28 protein-coding genes are annotated in these 14,987 nt (G+C 31.4%); 12 read left to right on the forward strand and 16 right to left on the reverse strand.

The window, feature by feature from the left end:
- Positions 1-243: 243 nt before the first annotated feature.
- Positions 244-780 (forward strand): hypothetical protein, encoded by a 537-nt coding sequence (locus tag FP435_RS04785; RefSeq protein WP_265482959.1) that lies wholly within the window; start codon positions 244-246, stop codon positions 778-780.
- 281 nt (positions 781-1,061) lie between these two features.
- On the opposite strand, the gene FP435_RS04790 is transcribed toward FP435_RS04785, so the two are convergent.
- Positions 1,062-1,328 (reverse strand): hypothetical protein, encoded by a 267-nt coding sequence (locus tag FP435_RS04790; RefSeq protein WP_265482960.1) that lies wholly within the window; start codon positions 1,326-1,328, stop codon positions 1,062-1,064.
- Positions 1,329-1,337: 9 nt separating this feature from the next.
- On the reverse strand, positions 1,338-1,658 hold the full coding sequence (locus tag FP435_RS04795) for a DUF771 domain-containing protein (RefSeq protein WP_265482962.1): 321 nt from the start codon (positions 1,656-1,658) through the stop codon (positions 1,338-1,340).
- Positions 1,659-1,753: 95 nt separating this feature from the next.
- On the opposite strand from FP435_RS04795, the gene FP435_RS04800 reads away from it, so the two are divergent.
- A complete protein-coding gene (locus tag FP435_RS04800; protein WP_265482963.1) occupies positions 1,754-2,128 on the forward strand; it encodes a hypothetical protein in 375 nt (124 codons plus the stop codon).
- Between the two features lie 252 nt (positions 2,129-2,380).
- Here FP435_RS04800 and FP435_RS04805 read toward each other — a convergent pair whose 3' ends face one another.
- The 5 genes from FP435_RS04805 to FP435_RS04825 are packed head-to-tail and all read right to left on the reverse strand — an operon-like array spanning position 2,381 to position 3,685.
- Complete coding sequence (locus tag FP435_RS04805) at positions 2,381-2,866, reverse strand: hypothetical protein (protein WP_265482964.1); 486 nt, start codon at positions 2,864-2,866, stop codon at positions 2,381-2,383.
- A 57-nt stretch (positions 2,867-2,923) separates the two neighbouring features.
- The gene (locus tag FP435_RS04810) at positions 2,924-3,091 is read right to left on the reverse strand and encodes a hypothetical protein (protein ID WP_265482965.1); all 168 of its coding nucleotides are present in this window, start codon (positions 3,089-3,091) and stop codon (positions 2,924-2,926) included.
- 45 nt (positions 3,092-3,136) lie between these two features.
- Complete coding sequence (locus FP435_RS04815; protein ID WP_265482966.1) at positions 3,137-3,304, reverse strand: hypothetical protein; 168 nt, start codon at positions 3,302-3,304, stop codon at positions 3,137-3,139.
- Between the two features lie 28 nt (positions 3,305-3,332).
- The gene (locus tag FP435_RS04820) at positions 3,333-3,497 is read right to left on the reverse strand and encodes a hypothetical protein (RefSeq protein WP_265482968.1); all 165 of its coding nucleotides are present in this window, start codon (positions 3,495-3,497) and stop codon (positions 3,333-3,335) included.
- Positions 3,497-3,685: a helix-turn-helix domain-containing protein gene (locus FP435_RS04825; protein WP_265482970.1), complete on the reverse strand. Its 189-nt coding sequence runs from the start codon at positions 3,683-3,685 to the stop codon at positions 3,497-3,499. The genes FP435_RS04820 and FP435_RS04825 overlap by 1 nt, the downstream gene beginning before the upstream one ends.
- Before the next feature lie 278 nt (positions 3,686-3,963).
- On the opposite strand from FP435_RS04825, the gene FP435_RS04830 reads away from it, so the two are divergent.
- Positions 3,964-4,272 carry a hypothetical protein gene (locus tag FP435_RS04830; protein ID WP_265482971.1) on the forward strand — a complete coding sequence of 103 codons (309 nt, stop codon included), beginning with the start codon at positions 3,964-3,966 and terminating at the stop codon, positions 4,270-4,272.
- Here the strand turns inward: FP435_RS04830 and FP435_RS04835 are convergent.
- Positions 4,209-5,003 (reverse strand): phage antirepressor, encoded by a 795-nt coding sequence (locus FP435_RS04835; RefSeq protein WP_265482973.1) that lies wholly within the window; start codon positions 5,001-5,003, stop codon positions 4,209-4,211. The genes FP435_RS04830 and FP435_RS04835 overlap by 64 nt on opposite strands.
- Before the next feature lie 47 nt (positions 5,004-5,050).
- Positions 5,051-5,236, reverse strand: coding sequence for a helix-turn-helix domain-containing protein (locus tag FP435_RS04840; RefSeq protein WP_265482975.1), 186 nt, complete (start codon positions 5,234-5,236; stop codon positions 5,051-5,053).
- A gap of 143 nt (positions 5,237-5,379) precedes the next feature.
- Between FP435_RS04840 and FP435_RS04845 the strand changes: the two genes are divergently transcribed.
- From FP435_RS04845 to FP435_RS04855, 3 genes are all read left to right on the forward strand, one after another.
- Positions 5,380-5,784, forward strand: coding sequence for a helix-turn-helix domain-containing protein (locus tag FP435_RS04845; RefSeq protein ID WP_265482977.1), 405 nt, complete (start codon positions 5,380-5,382; stop codon positions 5,782-5,784).
- Between the two features lie 128 nt (positions 5,785-5,912).
- Positions 5,913-6,167 (forward strand): hypothetical protein, encoded by a 255-nt coding sequence (locus FP435_RS04850; RefSeq protein WP_265482979.1) that lies wholly within the window; start codon positions 5,913-5,915, stop codon positions 6,165-6,167.
- A gap of 37 nt (positions 6,168-6,204) precedes the next feature.
- Positions 6,205-6,333 (forward strand): hypothetical protein, encoded by a 129-nt coding sequence (locus FP435_RS04855; RefSeq protein ID WP_265482980.1) that lies wholly within the window; start codon positions 6,205-6,207, stop codon positions 6,331-6,333.
- A gap of 3 nt (positions 6,334-6,336) precedes the next feature.
- Here the strand turns inward: FP435_RS04855 and FP435_RS04860 are convergent, their stop codons facing one another.
- Together FP435_RS04860 and FP435_RS04865 are read right to left on the reverse strand one after the other, a co-directional pair.
- Positions 6,337-6,993, reverse strand: coding sequence for a hypothetical protein (locus FP435_RS04860; RefSeq protein ID WP_265482981.1), 657 nt, complete (start codon positions 6,991-6,993; stop codon positions 6,337-6,339).
- A gap of 2 nt (positions 6,994-6,995) precedes the next feature.
- Positions 6,996-7,169 carry a hypothetical protein gene (locus tag FP435_RS04865; protein WP_265482983.1) on the reverse strand — a complete coding sequence of 58 codons (174 nt, stop codon included), beginning with the start codon at positions 7,167-7,169 and terminating at the stop codon, positions 6,996-6,998.
- A 100-nt stretch (positions 7,170-7,269) separates the two neighbouring features.
- Here FP435_RS04865 and FP435_RS04870 point away from each other — a divergent pair, with 100 nt between their 5' ends.
- The 4 genes from FP435_RS04870 (at position 7,270) to FP435_RS04885 (ending at position 10,144) form a co-directional block, all read left to right on the forward strand.
- A complete protein-coding gene (locus tag FP435_RS04870) occupies positions 7,270-7,623 on the forward strand; it encodes a hypothetical protein (RefSeq protein ID WP_265482984.1) in 354 nt (117 codons plus the stop codon).
- Positions 7,624-7,998 carry a hypothetical protein gene (locus FP435_RS04875; RefSeq protein ID WP_265482985.1) on the forward strand — a complete coding sequence of 125 codons (375 nt, stop codon included), beginning with the start codon at positions 7,624-7,626 and terminating at the stop codon, positions 7,996-7,998.
- Positions 7,999-8,311: 313 nt separating this feature from the next.
- The gene (locus FP435_RS04880) at positions 8,312-8,908 is read left to right on the forward strand and encodes an SHOCT domain-containing protein (RefSeq protein ID WP_265482986.1); all 597 of its coding nucleotides are present in this window, start codon (positions 8,312-8,314) and stop codon (positions 8,906-8,908) included.
- A gap of 60 nt (positions 8,909-8,968) precedes the next feature.
- Entirely contained in the window at positions 8,969-10,144 is a 1,176-nt protein-coding gene (locus FP435_RS04885; RefSeq protein ID WP_265482987.1) for a tyrosine-type recombinase/integrase, read from the forward strand.
- A 681-nt stretch (positions 10,145-10,825) separates the two neighbouring features.
- Here FP435_RS04885 and FP435_RS04890 read toward each other — a convergent pair.
- The 4 genes from FP435_RS04890 to FP435_RS04905 form a co-directional block, all read right to left on the reverse strand.
- On the reverse strand, positions 10,826-12,214 hold the full coding sequence (locus FP435_RS04890) for an IS3 family transposase (protein WP_265482988.1): 1,389 nt from the start codon (positions 12,212-12,214) through the stop codon (positions 10,826-10,828).
- A gap of 93 nt (positions 12,215-12,307) precedes the next feature.
- On the reverse strand, positions 12,308-12,496 hold the full coding sequence (locus tag FP435_RS04895) for a hypothetical protein (RefSeq protein ID WP_265482990.1): 189 nt from the start codon (positions 12,494-12,496) through the stop codon (positions 12,308-12,310).
- Positions 12,497-12,977: 481 nt separating this feature from the next.
- Positions 12,978-13,307, reverse strand: a complete 330-nt coding sequence (locus FP435_RS04900; RefSeq protein WP_265482992.1) for a type II toxin-antitoxin system PemK/MazF family toxin — start codon at positions 13,305-13,307, stop codon at positions 12,978-12,980.
- 31 nt (positions 13,308-13,338) lie between these two features.
- The gene (locus FP435_RS04905) at positions 13,339-13,617 is read right to left on the reverse strand and encodes an AbrB/MazE/SpoVT family DNA-binding domain-containing protein (RefSeq protein ID WP_265482993.1); all 279 of its coding nucleotides are present in this window, start codon (positions 13,615-13,617) and stop codon (positions 13,339-13,341) included.
- A 116-nt stretch (positions 13,618-13,733) separates the two neighbouring features.
- Here FP435_RS04905 and FP435_RS04910 point away from each other — a divergent pair, with 116 nt between their 5' ends.
- Both FP435_RS04910 and FP435_RS08435 read left to right on the forward strand, forming a co-directional pair.
- Entirely contained in the window at positions 13,734-14,174 is a 441-nt protein-coding gene (locus tag FP435_RS04910) for a tyrosine-type recombinase/integrase (protein WP_265482994.1), read from the forward strand.
- Positions 14,175-14,179: 5 nt separating this feature from the next.
- Positions 14,180-14,368: a tyrosine-type recombinase/integrase gene (locus FP435_RS08435; protein WP_416202981.1), complete on the forward strand. Its 189-nt coding sequence runs from the start codon at positions 14,180-14,182 to the stop codon at positions 14,366-14,368.
- A gap of 65 nt (positions 14,369-14,433) precedes the next feature.
- Here the strand turns inward: FP435_RS08435 and FP435_RS04915 are convergent, their stop codons facing one another.
- On the reverse strand, positions 14,434-14,970 hold the full coding sequence (locus FP435_RS04915; protein WP_265482995.1) for an adenine phosphoribosyltransferase: 537 nt from the start codon (positions 14,968-14,970) through the stop codon (positions 14,434-14,436).
- Positions 14,971-14,987 lie beyond the last annotated feature (17 nt).

Below are 14,987 nucleotides of genomic sequence, written 5' to 3' on the forward strand. Positions count from 1 at the left end.
GCGATTCCGCATGTCATAAGTGCTTCTCTATAAAGTGGCACAGTATAATGCCGACTAGTATTCCATGAACACAAAATTGAAAAACTTGTTAGTATAATTACTGCTATAACCAACAATGTAGTAATTACTACCATTCTTTTCTCCTAATTCAATAAAACGATGATTGATAAAATCATTGAAATAACTGCTAAAACAGTTGATATAATGATTAATGTTAAATTGTTATTATTCATGAGGTCTCCTATGATTTTTTTAAAAGAACAGATTTCCAGCGTATCTCTTTGTATCTCTGCCTTATCATTAATTCTTGCTTTAATTGCTAATATCCATAACTGGAAGCAGGAGCGAATCCAAGCAAGTATTTTGTATAAATGGGGCTACAAAACTCCTGATAGCAAGCAGTTAACGTTGTGTTTATTAATAACTAATATGTCTTCAAGACCTAATACAATTACTGATTTAGAATTGCTATGGGCTTTGACTCAATCTGAATATGGTTTTAAATCAACTTTATTTAGTGTTTGGCTAACCGACGATGGTGGAAGTAAAACATATTCTGACTGTCTGCCTTTAAATATTCCTCCTCGATCTTCTAAGACCTTTGTAATGGTTTTTCAGGATGTTGATTCAATGCTATTGAATAGTATTTTCGAAAGAAACAGTCCATTAAGTATTAAGATAAAACTTAATAATAAAGAAGAAACAATCACTAAGCCCTTAAGTAATAAACTTTCAACTCAACAATATGTAACTGCTTTAAAGTACAAGCATGACAATTAGTTGATACAGTAGTATAATTGAGCCAGGCAATTAACCAATTTCTTACTCATTTGATAACTAGATCGCTGTAAAGGCGGTCTTTTTTTGTGTTCAAATCTTCTCTACTAAAGATCGCATTTGAGTTAATAACTAAGTTGTTAATAGTTGTTTCTGATAAAAAATTACTTTTCATGGTTTCCTCCTAAATATGTGCAATTCCAACCGCTACTATAAATCCAAGTACAGCACATGCTATGCTTGCTATTCCAAATAAAATTGGGTGGTTATCAAATATTTTCATTTTAGAATCCTCCTCTTCCTACGACAATTCCAATCAAGTAAGCAACCCCTAAGAAACATCCACCGATAAATGAACTTATTAAAACCGTTGCTTTATTTGCTCTGGCATAATACTTTTCATTTTCATCGGATAATTCTTCTAATTCATCTCTAACAGCCATTTGCTTTTCAAGAACTCTGCTCTTGCTTTCAGACTTATCCAATCTGTCTTGGTAAACCTTGTGGCTCAATTCAAATAACTCTTTATAACTTAAATCTTTACTACTCATAATTTCCTCCTAAATAATCCGCTCATTCCAATCAAGCTCGAACTTATGTTTCTCAATCCATTTTGCAGCTTGTTTTTCAAAGATAATTGCTTTTCTTCCTTGTGGAGATGTACGTGGATTAACCACCCAACCCCCTTTATCAAAATTAACTTCTGGGTAACGATCAAATATCATTTGACGTACCCATTCGGCAGATTTCCCACCACAATATTTTTTACGAAATTCATTGATATCAATGGTTCGGCCAATTAATCCTGTGTCTTCTAGTCTTTTTTGTACTGCTTCATCAATCTTTTTATCCAGAACACTGTCTGGCATTGTGATTTCCATACTAACCAACTCCTTTATTCAATTAAAATTTATGAAATACTAAACTTCTTTTTTGCTACACTAGAATCATCTAAACAATTAAGGAGGTGATTCTAGTGGAACTGCTCCCAGTTGATATCAATGATGATTTAGCACCACGATATGCTGCTTTATTAAATACAGATGCCCTAATCTTTACTCATCTTGAAGATGTATTTGAAAGTGAAAGCTATGCTCAACGATTTGATTTCCGCTTCAACATTTACCAACAACAAGCAGAAATATTTGATAGCATTTTCACTTCTCATATACCAGCACCAGCAGTTAATGCAGGAAAATATAATAATTTTCGTAAGCAAGTATTTAACTTGATCAATACAGTTAAATGTGCACGTGCTAAAAATCATTTCGAAGAAACGGAAAAACAAAAAATTTGGAAACAGGTAGATTTACTAGATGATTTCTATTTACAGCTTTCAAATAATGGATAAAATCAAAACCATTGCTAAATAAGTCTGAAAAATCTCTTGTAAAACCTAAATCATGGAGATTGTCACCATATCTTTTGAAAGAGCTAATAATAAATTCATATCTTTCAGGCTTAACATCTTGCAGATTATGATTATCAAGTTCTTTTAGTATGTTTTCTCCTAAACGCTTGCTTTCTAAACTAGCGGCTTTCTCAAATTCTTTACAAGCTCTCACAAATTCAGGTGAGGGCTTTAATTCTGCATGATTTTCATTTACAGTAGCCATTTATCTCCCATCCTTTCTTCTAATTTTTCAATAGCTTTATACGCTTTAACGGTTAGTGGGTCTCTCATTCCAAATAAATACCGCATAACATGAATGGAGTTAAAGGTAATATATGAATCTTTGAGACTGTTCCTATTAGATTTTGCAAGTTGTGTAAATAAATCCAGTAGTTTTTCCTCAGAAGCATCGTTTAGATAAGCACTAATAATTTTTCTTTCACTAAGTGCTCTTTCTCCTGTAAGGCTATGGTCTAAGAACTTAGTTACTAATCTGTCTACATAATCGCTTAGTGTTAGTACATACTTCGCAATTAAGTCTGAACTAGGATCATCTACTGCTTGCAATGTGATTACATCTAACAACCGCATCATAGTTAGTGGTTGCAACTCATTACACTTAGCTAGCTTTTTAATTGTCATATAAGTATCTCGATAAGGAACTTGATCTGAAACTTGAGATACAAACTTTTCCATTAGTAGATCCTCTGTTTGAGTTTTTATCAATGTTGTTCATCTCCTTTTACTTAAATGCTAGAACTTTATAAACTGAAGGCTTAAAAGAATAATTGTTTCAATGATTCCAATACTTGCAATTACACACTGCGTTAGAAAGCCATCAGACGATCTTTTATGCAAATCAATAATCATTGGAATTAAGATTAACCACATAGAAGCCACTAAAATAATCGTTAATATCATTTTTTAACTTGCTCCCTTTTCTACAAGATGTTGTTTATAATTTAATCAGCCATTATAAATAACAAGAGAAAATAGAATAGTTGCTAACACAATATATAAGTAGTATGCCCAGCCTAAGGTATGGCCAGCTAACTTTCTTAAAACAATTTGATCTAGTAATATTGCTACAATATCTGCAACTAATATCCAAGTTATATAAGTTAAGTTATTCATTTGTTGTTTCACCTCGTGGGACAACTTTTTATTGTTTTTTATTAAATAAATTGCGTGCCACAATATACTCTCTGATAACATCAAGCTCTTTACTTAGTGCCGTATTTATTTCTTGGTGGTTATCATTAAGTAACCCCTTAGTAGCATCAGCAATTAACTTCGAAAGTTGTAAAATAAATTCTTCTTCTATCACTAGTTGTCCTCCCTTAAATCATCAAGTTTCACGTTCAAAGCATCAGCAATTTTACATGCATTTTTCCACGGTACCTCGGCACCATTTACATAATTTCCTAAGGTCGATGTAGGAATTCCTGTTTGCTTACTTAACCAATAAAAAGATTTATTTTTATCTCTTAAAATTTCTTTTACTTTTTGTATCATTGGTTACCTCATTTTCTTTCAATATCCTAGATGTAGGTATATAATTGGTTGTGTTAATTGCCCGTTAGTACAGCGATGTGCTAATTGAACCGAGTGAATTCAAAGAAAACCTAAGTTTTAAAAAGATATGGCGACTTTGAGCCAAGCTTAATTGAAGGTGCAACGCATAGAGGATATTACCTCCACGAGCGCTCGGCAACTCTCGTAGTTGAACACATATGCTGAACTATTAGGAAACTAATAGAAGTTAAAGATAAAAAGCTTTAACGTTAACATGATTGAATGGAATTGACACTGCGGCAGAAATGGTTAAGGCGCTTACTAAACCACAACGTGATTTACAATCTGTTGTTGAGAAATTAAGTAAACCAATCATTAAATTTGAAGGAGTTGATGCCATGAAGAAACAAGCAACAGTTGTTTCAGAAATTAGCAACTCCGCAAGTATTGAAAAATTTGCTGCAACTCAAGTTCCAGATGGTAACCCAATCACATTAAGTCACTCAAACGAGTGGCTTTTTATTTATTCAATATCTTCACGTTCAAGTAACGGTAAAATATCCATCTTTTCTTTTAAAATACGATAGATTGCCTTACGACCTGTTTGTGTCCAATAAGTTTGCATCTTGGTATGATCTTTTCCTGACTTGTCTTTGAATGTTTTAGTCTTAGAAACTGTATAGTTCTTACCCATATGCATTCTGTACAAAATCCATTGACCATTTACTTTATGTTGAATACGTACTTCATTTAATAAAGTATTAAATGCTCTAGCTGAGTAACCATAATCAGCAGCAATTTGAGTAATTGCAATTGGATCAGTAGTGCTTAAGATGACATCTAAGTAACTCTTTTGTTCCATTAATTCATCTACTTGGTTTTCAAGTTGACCAATCTTAATATCTTTTTCTCTAAGTTGTTCAGATGCCATACTCAATAAATCAGCAAGTGAATCTTTGTTAGTAACAATATCTACTGCTTTTTCATCAGTCATGTAAATTCCTTTCTTCCGAATAGTTGGAAGAACTTCACTTGTTACCCAGTGTTTAAATTTCTTGGCTGTTGGTAACTTACTAGAAAGAATTAAGCTGTATAAGCCAGATTCGGTGATAATGGTTAAAGATTGTTTTCCTCCAGGGGTCTGTATTTTACCGACCCCTTTATCTTCTTCATCGACGTGCATTTTAATAGCATCCGCTGATCTTTTATATCCAAGAATTGTTGCTACATCTTTTCCTACGAAATAAAGTTGTTCATCAACAATCACTGTCCTTACTTGCTGATCTTCAAAATTAAAAATAGCTAATTGATCTTCCATATTTCCTCCTTATATTTACACTAGTGTTAATATTTAGTGCAAAAAAATTAAATTAATACTTCAATAGGTACCTTATAAAGGGATGCCATTTCTCTCAAAGTTTTTAAAGTTACCTGTTCTGGATGATTTTCATATGTAGATAAGGTAGCTTTAGAAATCTTAAGAGCCTTAGCTGCTTCCTCTTGTCTTAAGTTTGCATTTTTTCTTGCTGCCGCAAAAGAAATTTTAACCACTTGCTTCCTCCTTTCGTTTAGCTTATGTAATTATAATAATTTACACTAGTGTAAATGTCAATATTATTTTTAAAAATATTTTGACAAAACATTTAAAATGTTTAATATAGCAAGTATAATATTTAATAAAGGAGGGCGTTAAAATGTCTAGAAACATTTCATCCCCTATCGAAAAAGAATCTAAAAGGATTATAAGTGAACGACTGCAGAAACTAATTAGCAGAAAAAAATTACCGCAAGCAACTATTGCAAAACAACTTAAGTTTTCTGCTGCTACTATGAGTAACTATGTTAGTGGTAAACGTCTCCCCTCACCTGAAAATATTGAAAAGCTTGCTAAGTACTTTGGCATTAAGCCTGAGGAATTAGATCCTAGATTCAACACTCCATCTACTTTAGAGGAAAAGCATTATCCTAAAAAAGTAGATTTAAAAGAATTAGAAGATAAACATATTGCTATAAGTTATGGTGGTAAAGATTTAACTGATGAAGATTTAAAGATTATTAAAGCCATTCTAAAAAGAAATGACTTACTCGAAAATGAATGATTTAATTACTTACTTATATAACTTCATCAAAAAATAAAGGTATTATTCTTCTACTTTCACGTGAGGCTACTTCTTTTAAAGCTAAGTCACTTTATGCTCACAACATAATCATGATTAACCTTAATGTTGTGGATCCTAAAGAATTTCCTTTTATTATTGCACATGAACTCGGTCATACTATGCTCTACCGTGGTAATCTTCCTCATGATAACAAGAATGGAAATGATAGTTTTGCAGATAGATATGCCTTGAGGTTCATTTTTGAATATTATCAAACGTACGATAAGGAAACTTTGGACTATAAAGGCTTTATTACTAAATATCATATTCCAGATAGAGTGAGCAAACTAGCGGAACATTTGTTCAAAATGAAAGCAAAATAAAAAAGCCACCATTAAGGTGGCTAGAAAGGTAATGTTTATGAATAAAGAAGTTCAAGGAAAAAATAATAAAGTAATACGGCAAGACGGAAGTGATGTTAAAGCAACTCCTAATGCAAATAATGCCAGTCGTCCAAAGCCTACCTTTAAACCAAAAAAAGATGAATAAGTACTATCTTGGATCTAATAAAACCACAATAAATTTTTGATTAAAGTTTATATGCTGAGTAATATTATAATCTTTTTTCCATTCAGGTGTTTGAGTATTTTTAATTAGATCTTTATAAGGCAATTGTTCTAATTCATCTTCAGTATCCCCTTCTTTAAACACATAGGGATCTAGATTTAATTGAAACTCATCATCACTAGCAGATGATGAAAGAACATATCCATATCCTAATGGCTGATAGTTAAAATCATAAACATATGCTTGAGATTGGTTATTTGTATTTAACATAAGTCTAAATGGATTTTGATGACTATATTTTCCTTTTTGATCTTTTTGGCGTGAGCGATTAATCAATTTGTTAAACATTTTAGCGATTCTTCGTCCTGCTAGAACAGTCAGCATAAGTACTATGAGCATTGTTATTAGGATTGTTAATAAAATGTTCCAATTATTATCTTTAAGACCTAAGATATTCAAACATTCTTGAATTAATAAATATATGCTGAAATCAATTATAGAAAAAATTAAACATAATGGTAACATTTCGCTTTTATCTTTGGTTTTATTTATGACACCCATACGTATTAGCGTACCGTAGTTAATATATCCTAATCCACCTGCCGTTAATAAAGTTGCTACTAAGTTATTTATTGTATACATATTTACCTCATTCTATTATTAACTTTCTTTTTTAATGCAAGGAATTCCTTTTTCATTTCCTCATGTTCTTTTCTTATTGTCGATTGTTTTTCTTTAACTTCCTTTTCCAGCATTCTATATTTCAAAATCATATCGGAAATCTCATTAAAAATAGTACTCAATCGTAATCTTTTCATAGTAACCTCAATTCATCGTAATTAGTTAGAAAGAATTTTATTCATGAATAATATAAAAATAAATGTAATCAGTCTATATTTTGAAGAAACAGCAGATAAGATGAAAGTTAATTTCATCCCTCTTAACAAGAATAAAACAACTCATATGATGATGCACGCTATTCTATATATTGATGATAATAGTAAACAGCAAATGTTTCAATCTAAAGTTAATCAACTTAATTTTCAAGCAATTTTAGAGGGAAAGGGATTAGAAGATATTTATTTAGATATTCCAATAGAAAATCTAGCTACTGATAACTTCCTTGAAGTAGGATTTTCTTTTAATGTTCCAAATAATAATATCAATTTTCCTCAAAATGTAGAGTTAAATATATCATACGTATCAAGTTTCTCAGATAAACCACTTCATGTATTTTCCACTGCTATTTTAGCAACGGAGGTTGACGAATAAATGAACAACAATTCTTCTTTTCTTTATACAGTAGATGGTGGTCTTAAAAAAGGTATTAAAAATAATCGCCTAGACACTTCTTCTCCTCTACCTCATAATAAAGATGATGGAGGTAATGACAATATGAATAATGACAAATACGTTACTCACGAAGAACTAGAATTAAGCAATGAAAAATTACTGCATCATATAGATAATCGCTTTAATGACATGAGCAAGAATATAGATAATCGCTTTAATAAAATCGAATTAGATTTAAATAGTGTTAAAAGCGAAACAAAATTTGCAAATGCCAAAATAAATTGGATACTAGGAATATTAAGTGCTGTTATAGGTGGTACTTTAGTAGCATTGATTACATCTCTACTTAAATAATTACTAATGTCTGCCTTATTGCACTAAAATTACAATAAATGTACAATTAAAAAGGTCAATGGCTAAATATTGCAGACATAGGAGATATATTTTTCTATGTAAGATGTGCCCGGTCCAGGGCTGGAAAGACAGGTGCATTTATTTGTATCTGTCTTTTTTTATTTGCAATCACTAACAAATCCCCTATTTCATTAATAATGAAATTTTTTCTAGTAATATCTTTAATTCTAAACCCGTCGATTTCGACTGGTTTAGAATTACGTCCATATCTGCCAATGACGATAAACTTAAGGCAATTTTGGAGGTTTATTTTATGAATAACAGGAAAAATCCTGTAATTAAGCGTCGCCTAATCATGGGCATTATTATGATTGTCGTTTTAGCTATCTTTTTGATTCAAGCACTCGACGTTACTACTATTTATAGTTCAATCAACAGCTCTGCTGCTGGTCAAGGATTCTTAGGTATTTTAACTTCTGGATATGGTATAGGACTAGGAATATATTATATTGTTACTAGAGCTAAGCAGCCTACTAAATTAGTAGAAAATGTTTTGGATATTATTGTAATTGTTCTTTCATTTTTATGCTTTATGAGTGCTTCAAAAGCATATTCAGATTTGTCCCTTTTGGGTAGTGTGCTTTTAATTCTTAACTTGATAGCAATGCCATGGGGTAAAGGTTATAAAGAATATAGTTGGGAAACCGCTAATACACCCTTTAAGCAACCTGTTCAGGAAAATTCTAACTCTACTACTCAAGAAAAATCTTCTAGTCCATCCGTTACATCATCTACATCATCAACTAGTGATAAATTAGAAGAATTACAAAAATTATACAAAAACAATTTAATCAGCGAGTCTGAATATAATGAACGTAAAAATAAACTTTTAGATCAATTAACTGATTAATCATAAAAAGCCGTTGTACTTTATTTAACGGCTTTTTTAATACAAGGAGAAATTAAAATTATGGCATACTACAAGCAATTATCTACTAGAAATTGGTTGGCTAGAGTATCATGGCGAGATAAGACGGATTTAGATGATTCTGGTAAACCGAAAAAGAAACAAAAAGCTAAACAAGGTTTTAAGACAAAATTAGAAGCCAAACGTTGGGCAACTGAATATGAAGATAAAGCAATCAAAGGACTAATCAGTCAAACACAAGTCCCCACTTTTGCTGATTACTTTATTGACTGGGCTAAAGCATATCGCATCCCCAAGATAACTCCAAAAACCCAAGAACATTACTATAATTTACATCATCATATTAAAAGACAATTTGGTACTTTGCGATTAGATCAAATAAAAAGGATTGATTTTCAAAGAAAAGCAAATGAATTTGCTAGTAACCATGCTCGAGGAACTGTTAGACATTACATGGGTTTTATTAAGGCCTGTGTTCAATCAGCAGTTGCAGATGGAATCATTACTAAAGATTTCACTCAAGGTGTTTCCGTACGTGGAAATAAAGATAAGGAACTAAAGGTAGAATACCCCACTGTATCTCAAATTAAGGATATAGTAAATCACGCAGTTAAAAAGAAGGATCCCTCTCATACCGAATATTATATGATTATTACAGCTATTTATACTGGTATGCGTTTAGAGGAAATTGCCGGATTAACTTGGGATAAAATTGATTTTAAAAACCATACAATTACAATCAGCCAAGCTTATGATTATAAACAATCTAAAGGAACCAGACTTAAGCGATTAAAAAATGAATCTTCTTATAGAACCATTAGAATTAATCAATTTGTTTTAGATATTATTGCCGAATTAAAAGAAAACAATACTAAATTTATTTTTGCTAATAACAATTCTGTCCCTAGATCTCCCTATGTTAATAAAATACTCCGAAAGATATTAGAAGACTTAAATATTACTTTAAATGATTTTCACTTTCACAGTTTACGACATGCACATGTTGCTTTACTTCATCATTTCTATAAAGAACACAATTTACCTGTAGATTGGTATGCAATTAGTCAACGATTGGGACATTCAAATCTTGGAACCACACTTAAAGTATATGCTTATTTAGCCGATGAAGATAAACAAGAAAGTGACAATTTATTTGAAACTTATTTGGAAGACTTTACTAAAAGCAATGCAACAAAAAATGCAACAAAGCAAAAATAGACAATAATTAACAATTATCAAAATGACGATATTTCAATATTCATAATCGTTAATTATCGTCTATTAATACGTCTAACCCAACTTACGTGGAGAAATGATAACTTGTTCTTTTGATTTAAAACTCATCTTATAATCACCTCCACTTACGTGGAGAAATGACTAAAAAGATCCCAGTAAATTAAGCTTCGCTTCATCACTTTACTAAAAATTTTATCACTTTTAAATGGCTATTACTACAAAAGGTTGGCAACTAAGTACCAACCTTTTTCATTTACCTCATTACATTGTCATCATATTCTGAAATATGACACCATAGTATGTCTATTGCTATTATTATAACAATTTTATTTAAATTGTAAATCTTGGTAAATCATAAAAAAGCAAATTATTACGCTAATTACGTAAAAGACACCCGAATAACTTCGAGTATCTTTTTTGTAGTCAATTAACAACTTACTTAAAGGATTTCCAATGAACAAAATATATCTTCACAACCAACTAAAGTATATTACTTGTATTTTTATTTTAGCTTCTAAGTGTTTTTAAATATTCCAAGTATGATTTTGCACTTTTATATTAAAAATTAATTCTATGGGGTAAATTTTAACAGTTAGAGTATTTTTGTTAAATAATCTGTAACCTGAAATTGATATGAACCCTAAAATTAGGACATATTATTAATTAGCTTTGATTCATAATCGCATTCCGATATTCAATCGGTGTGCGATTTTTTAGTACAGTTTTAATTCGTTTAGTATTGTAATATTCAATATATTCTTTGATGGCTTCTTCTAACTCATCTAAATTACTAAAATTATTTTCGAATCCATAAAACATTTCTCTTTTAAGTATGCCAAAGAAACCCTCCATCATGCCATCATCTAAAGAATTACCTTTACGTGACATACTTTGGGTTATGCCATGATTTTTAAGCCATGATTGAAAGAGAGGATGTTGATATTGCCAGCCTTGATCAGTATGAAATACTAAACCATTAAGGGCCGGATACTTTTTATAGGCCAGCTTTAACATATCCATTACTTGCTTTAAAACAGGATGACGACTTAGAGTATAAGAGACAATCTCTTGTGTGCAACCGTCCATAATTGGGGATAGATAAAGCTTTTCACCATTCAAATGAAATTCCGTCACATCTGAATACCACTTTTTATTTGGAATTACAGACTTGAAATTACGTTTAATCAAGTTACTTTTGATCTTACCTACAGTTCCACGATAGCTTGAATATTTATGCTTACGTCTAATGGCAATGCCATATAAGTGCATTTTAGTCATTAGACGTTTTACTTTCTTATGATTGATTTTAAGTCCTTCACGTTGAAGTTGTGCAGTAATTCTTCTATAACCGTAGCGATGTTTGTGCTCTTCATATACTTCTTTGATCCTTTCCATGATATTTTGGTTTTTCCTATCTTTATCATCATGTCCTTGAACATAGTAATAATTACTCCTAGATAGGTGAGGAAGGTCAGGTTTAGAATTGATCACTTTAAGCACAAAACTCACAGTCACATGAAGTTCTTGCCTTAGCTGTGTGACTGCAGAAACTATTTCTTGTGCTTTTGGTTTCTGATTCTTTGTGCCACTAAGGCATCTAATTTTTTTATAAATTCGTTCTCGACAGTAAGCTCTAAATTCTTTTGTTTGAGGTCCTTGATTTGCTTTTGAAGTTCTTGAATCTGTTTGTCTTTGTTCTGCATTAGATCTTCTACCTTTCTTATGATTAATGACATTATACCCATTTTCTTTGTATTTGCGAACCCAATTGTAAAGCATGGCCCTACTACGTAAACCAAGATCTAATGATATTTGGGACATAGTTTCGTCTCCTGAAAGAACCCTTCTAATTGCCTTTTCTTTAAATTCTATTGAATAAAAAGTATAGGGCTTATCTAGGATTTCTAATCCATATTTATCGATTAATTTAAATAAGTATCTAAGACTATCAGAGGTAATTCCATATTCTTTTCCTAATTGAAGAGAAGATTTACCGTAATATTTCCAATTATTATAAATATCAATTTTATCTTGTTTAGACAGTTTAGTCATAATAAAAAACCTCGAAATTCTTGTCCGAATTTCGGGGTTCATATCAAATTATAAAATACGAGTACTTTTAAATGAATAATTTATTACTAATTTTCATTTTTCTTTTAACATTTCTTCTCTTTCAGAGATGTATTTTTTAATGTTTTCTAGGTCTTCTTGTGTGGCTAACTTTAAAATAAAACTTTTTGTAGTCGACCTTTTAACTATATAGGATTTTTTCTCTTTATTTTTTTGGTCCCATTTTTTATTTGCTTTAACTTTTGCGGGTGTTAATCTACTCATTTACTTCTCTTTCTAAATTTTATTACTGTTCCTTTAACGAAGTAAAAACAAAATCTTAATATAGCTACCACTAATATTATTAAACTTCCGAATAGTACGTAATCTAAAATTGTATTCATAGTATTAATTTGAAATGCTTGTTATAATGTTACAGTATAGGCAGAAGCTCTAACTCCCGGCTTTATGCTTATTTTCTTTTATATGTTCAAGCATTTCATTTCCTCCTGTCATCTATTGATATTACACGTTATAACGTGTAATATCAATATAAATAATGAAAATATTTATATTTACATACAAAATAACCACCTACGAATTAACGTAAGTGGTCAAAAATTAATAAAACATGCCCGTACTATCCTCACGTACAATAGCACTTTTATAAGGTATATAATACTACATGCCATAATTATAGCAATAATATTATTGTTTACAATATTAAAAATAGACTTTTTACTAAATATAAAGTCTATTTAACCAACTAATAGGTAAGTGCAATTAAATCATCAACTTCTTTTACGAATGCGACGGGAGCACTACCTATTTTTTTATGTGCTCTCGCCTTTAAATCTATGGCTTTTTCTTGCGATAGAAGTAATTGACCATGCACCGGCAAATCATCTGGTAGATCTACATTTAGGGGAAACTTCTTAACTTTTGATGTAATAGGAACAACCTTGTACATTCCATTACACATCTTATTAAATCCATTGTTTGACACTATCATAACAGGCCTCATTCCTGCCTGTTCATGTCCTCGTACGGGATTTAAGTTCACATAAAGTAAATCTCCCTTTTTTAAATAGTCCACCTCTTCACTTCCTTTCAATAAAAGTATAAATTTACAATAGCTCCCTTCCTTCAGGATTACCCCAATCGTACTCAACTGATTTGCCAGGATTTTCTTTTTCCCAATCAGCCCAATACTTTTTATAATCAAATCCCTCAAATAATTCTTCGATTGTTTGAGGCTTTTTTTTCTTTTCTAAAATTATATTTTTATTTTTATCAACTTTTATATTAAAAGTTTCATTACGGTCTACTTTTGCTTCTTCTAAGATACTCTTGGGGATCCTTACAGCTTGTGAATTCCCCCAAGAATTTAAATGAGTAGTTTGCATAGTAATCTCCTTGAATCATGTAATCAGTCTTTATATTAAGTATATCATTTTGTATAAACATAAATCAATCTTGAATAATTTTTATGAACGCAAAGAGTTTGAAGAGTTTCTAGGATATGCCAAAAATTATGATTTCAAAAAATATGTTTTTTATGATTTTGGCTAATGCTGGCACTAGGCGTGGAGAAGCCTTAGCTTTAACTTGGAAAGACATAGACTTTAAGCATAACCAGATTTTTCTAACAAAAACTGTGGCTTTATCCCTTAGCAAATCACCCGTCATCAATCCAATAAAAAACGGGTTATCTCATACAGTCCCTATGTCTAAAAGCCTCAAAAGTACTCTACTAGAGTACAAAGAAATTCAAAAATCGCTTGGAGACACTAACTCTTTGCTATTTCACACTAGAATACCTGTAGCTGGTAGAAAACCTGAAAACCAATTCCTAGTTAGAACTCAAGCAGCAGAAGATTGGATACATGAAATATATGATTTTAGTGACAAGCAAGTTAAGCACTGGAATGCTGAACACCCAGATAATAAAAAAAGCCATTAAGGAGAATCACTCCCCATGGCTTTCGTCATATCCTAGCCACTCTTCTTTATGAAGGTAACTCAAGTATTAGACCTAAAGATGTGCAGTATATGCTCGGGCATAAGTCTGTAAATACAGCTTTAGAATTTTATACCCATATAACCAAAAAACAAAAAGAAAATCTTTCGGATTCACTTGATAATTTAGATCTATAGTGATCTAAGCTTACGCTAAAAATAAATTTACTGCGTAATAAGTACTGATAGCACAGGCTTATCCACTATCTCATTACATTGTCATCGTATTTTACCAATGAAAAAATATCAGTATCTGGGAACTTTTCACGGCCCTTTAAATTCATTAACTCAATATAAAAAGCTGCTCCCACTACTTCACCACCAAGTCGTTCTACCAATTCTTTAGTAGCATGCAAGGTACCAGCAGTAGCCATTAAATCATCACATACCACTACTTTTTGACCTGGTTTAATTGCATCTTTATGAATTTCCAATGAATTTGAGCCATATTCTAAATCATATGAAGCTCTTTCTACTTCACGAGGTAACTTATGAGGTTTACGAGCTGGAACAAAACCTACTCCAAGCTCAGTTGCTACTGGGCAACCAACAATAAATCCTCTTGCTTCTGGCCCAACAATTACATCTGCTCCACGACTCTTAGCATATTCAGCTAATTCGTGAGTTGCTGCACGATACAGTTCCCCATTTTGTAAAATTGGGGTCATATCACGAAAGATAATACCCTTATTTGGAAAATCTTCTACACTTGCAATATATTTACTGAAATCAATTGCCATTAAAGCAAACCTCCATT

Source organism: Lactobacillus sp. PV037 (genome assembly GCF_014522345.1).
In the GTDB taxonomy this organism is placed as follows: Bacteria; Bacillota; Bacilli; order Lactobacillales; family Lactobacillaceae; genus Lactobacillus.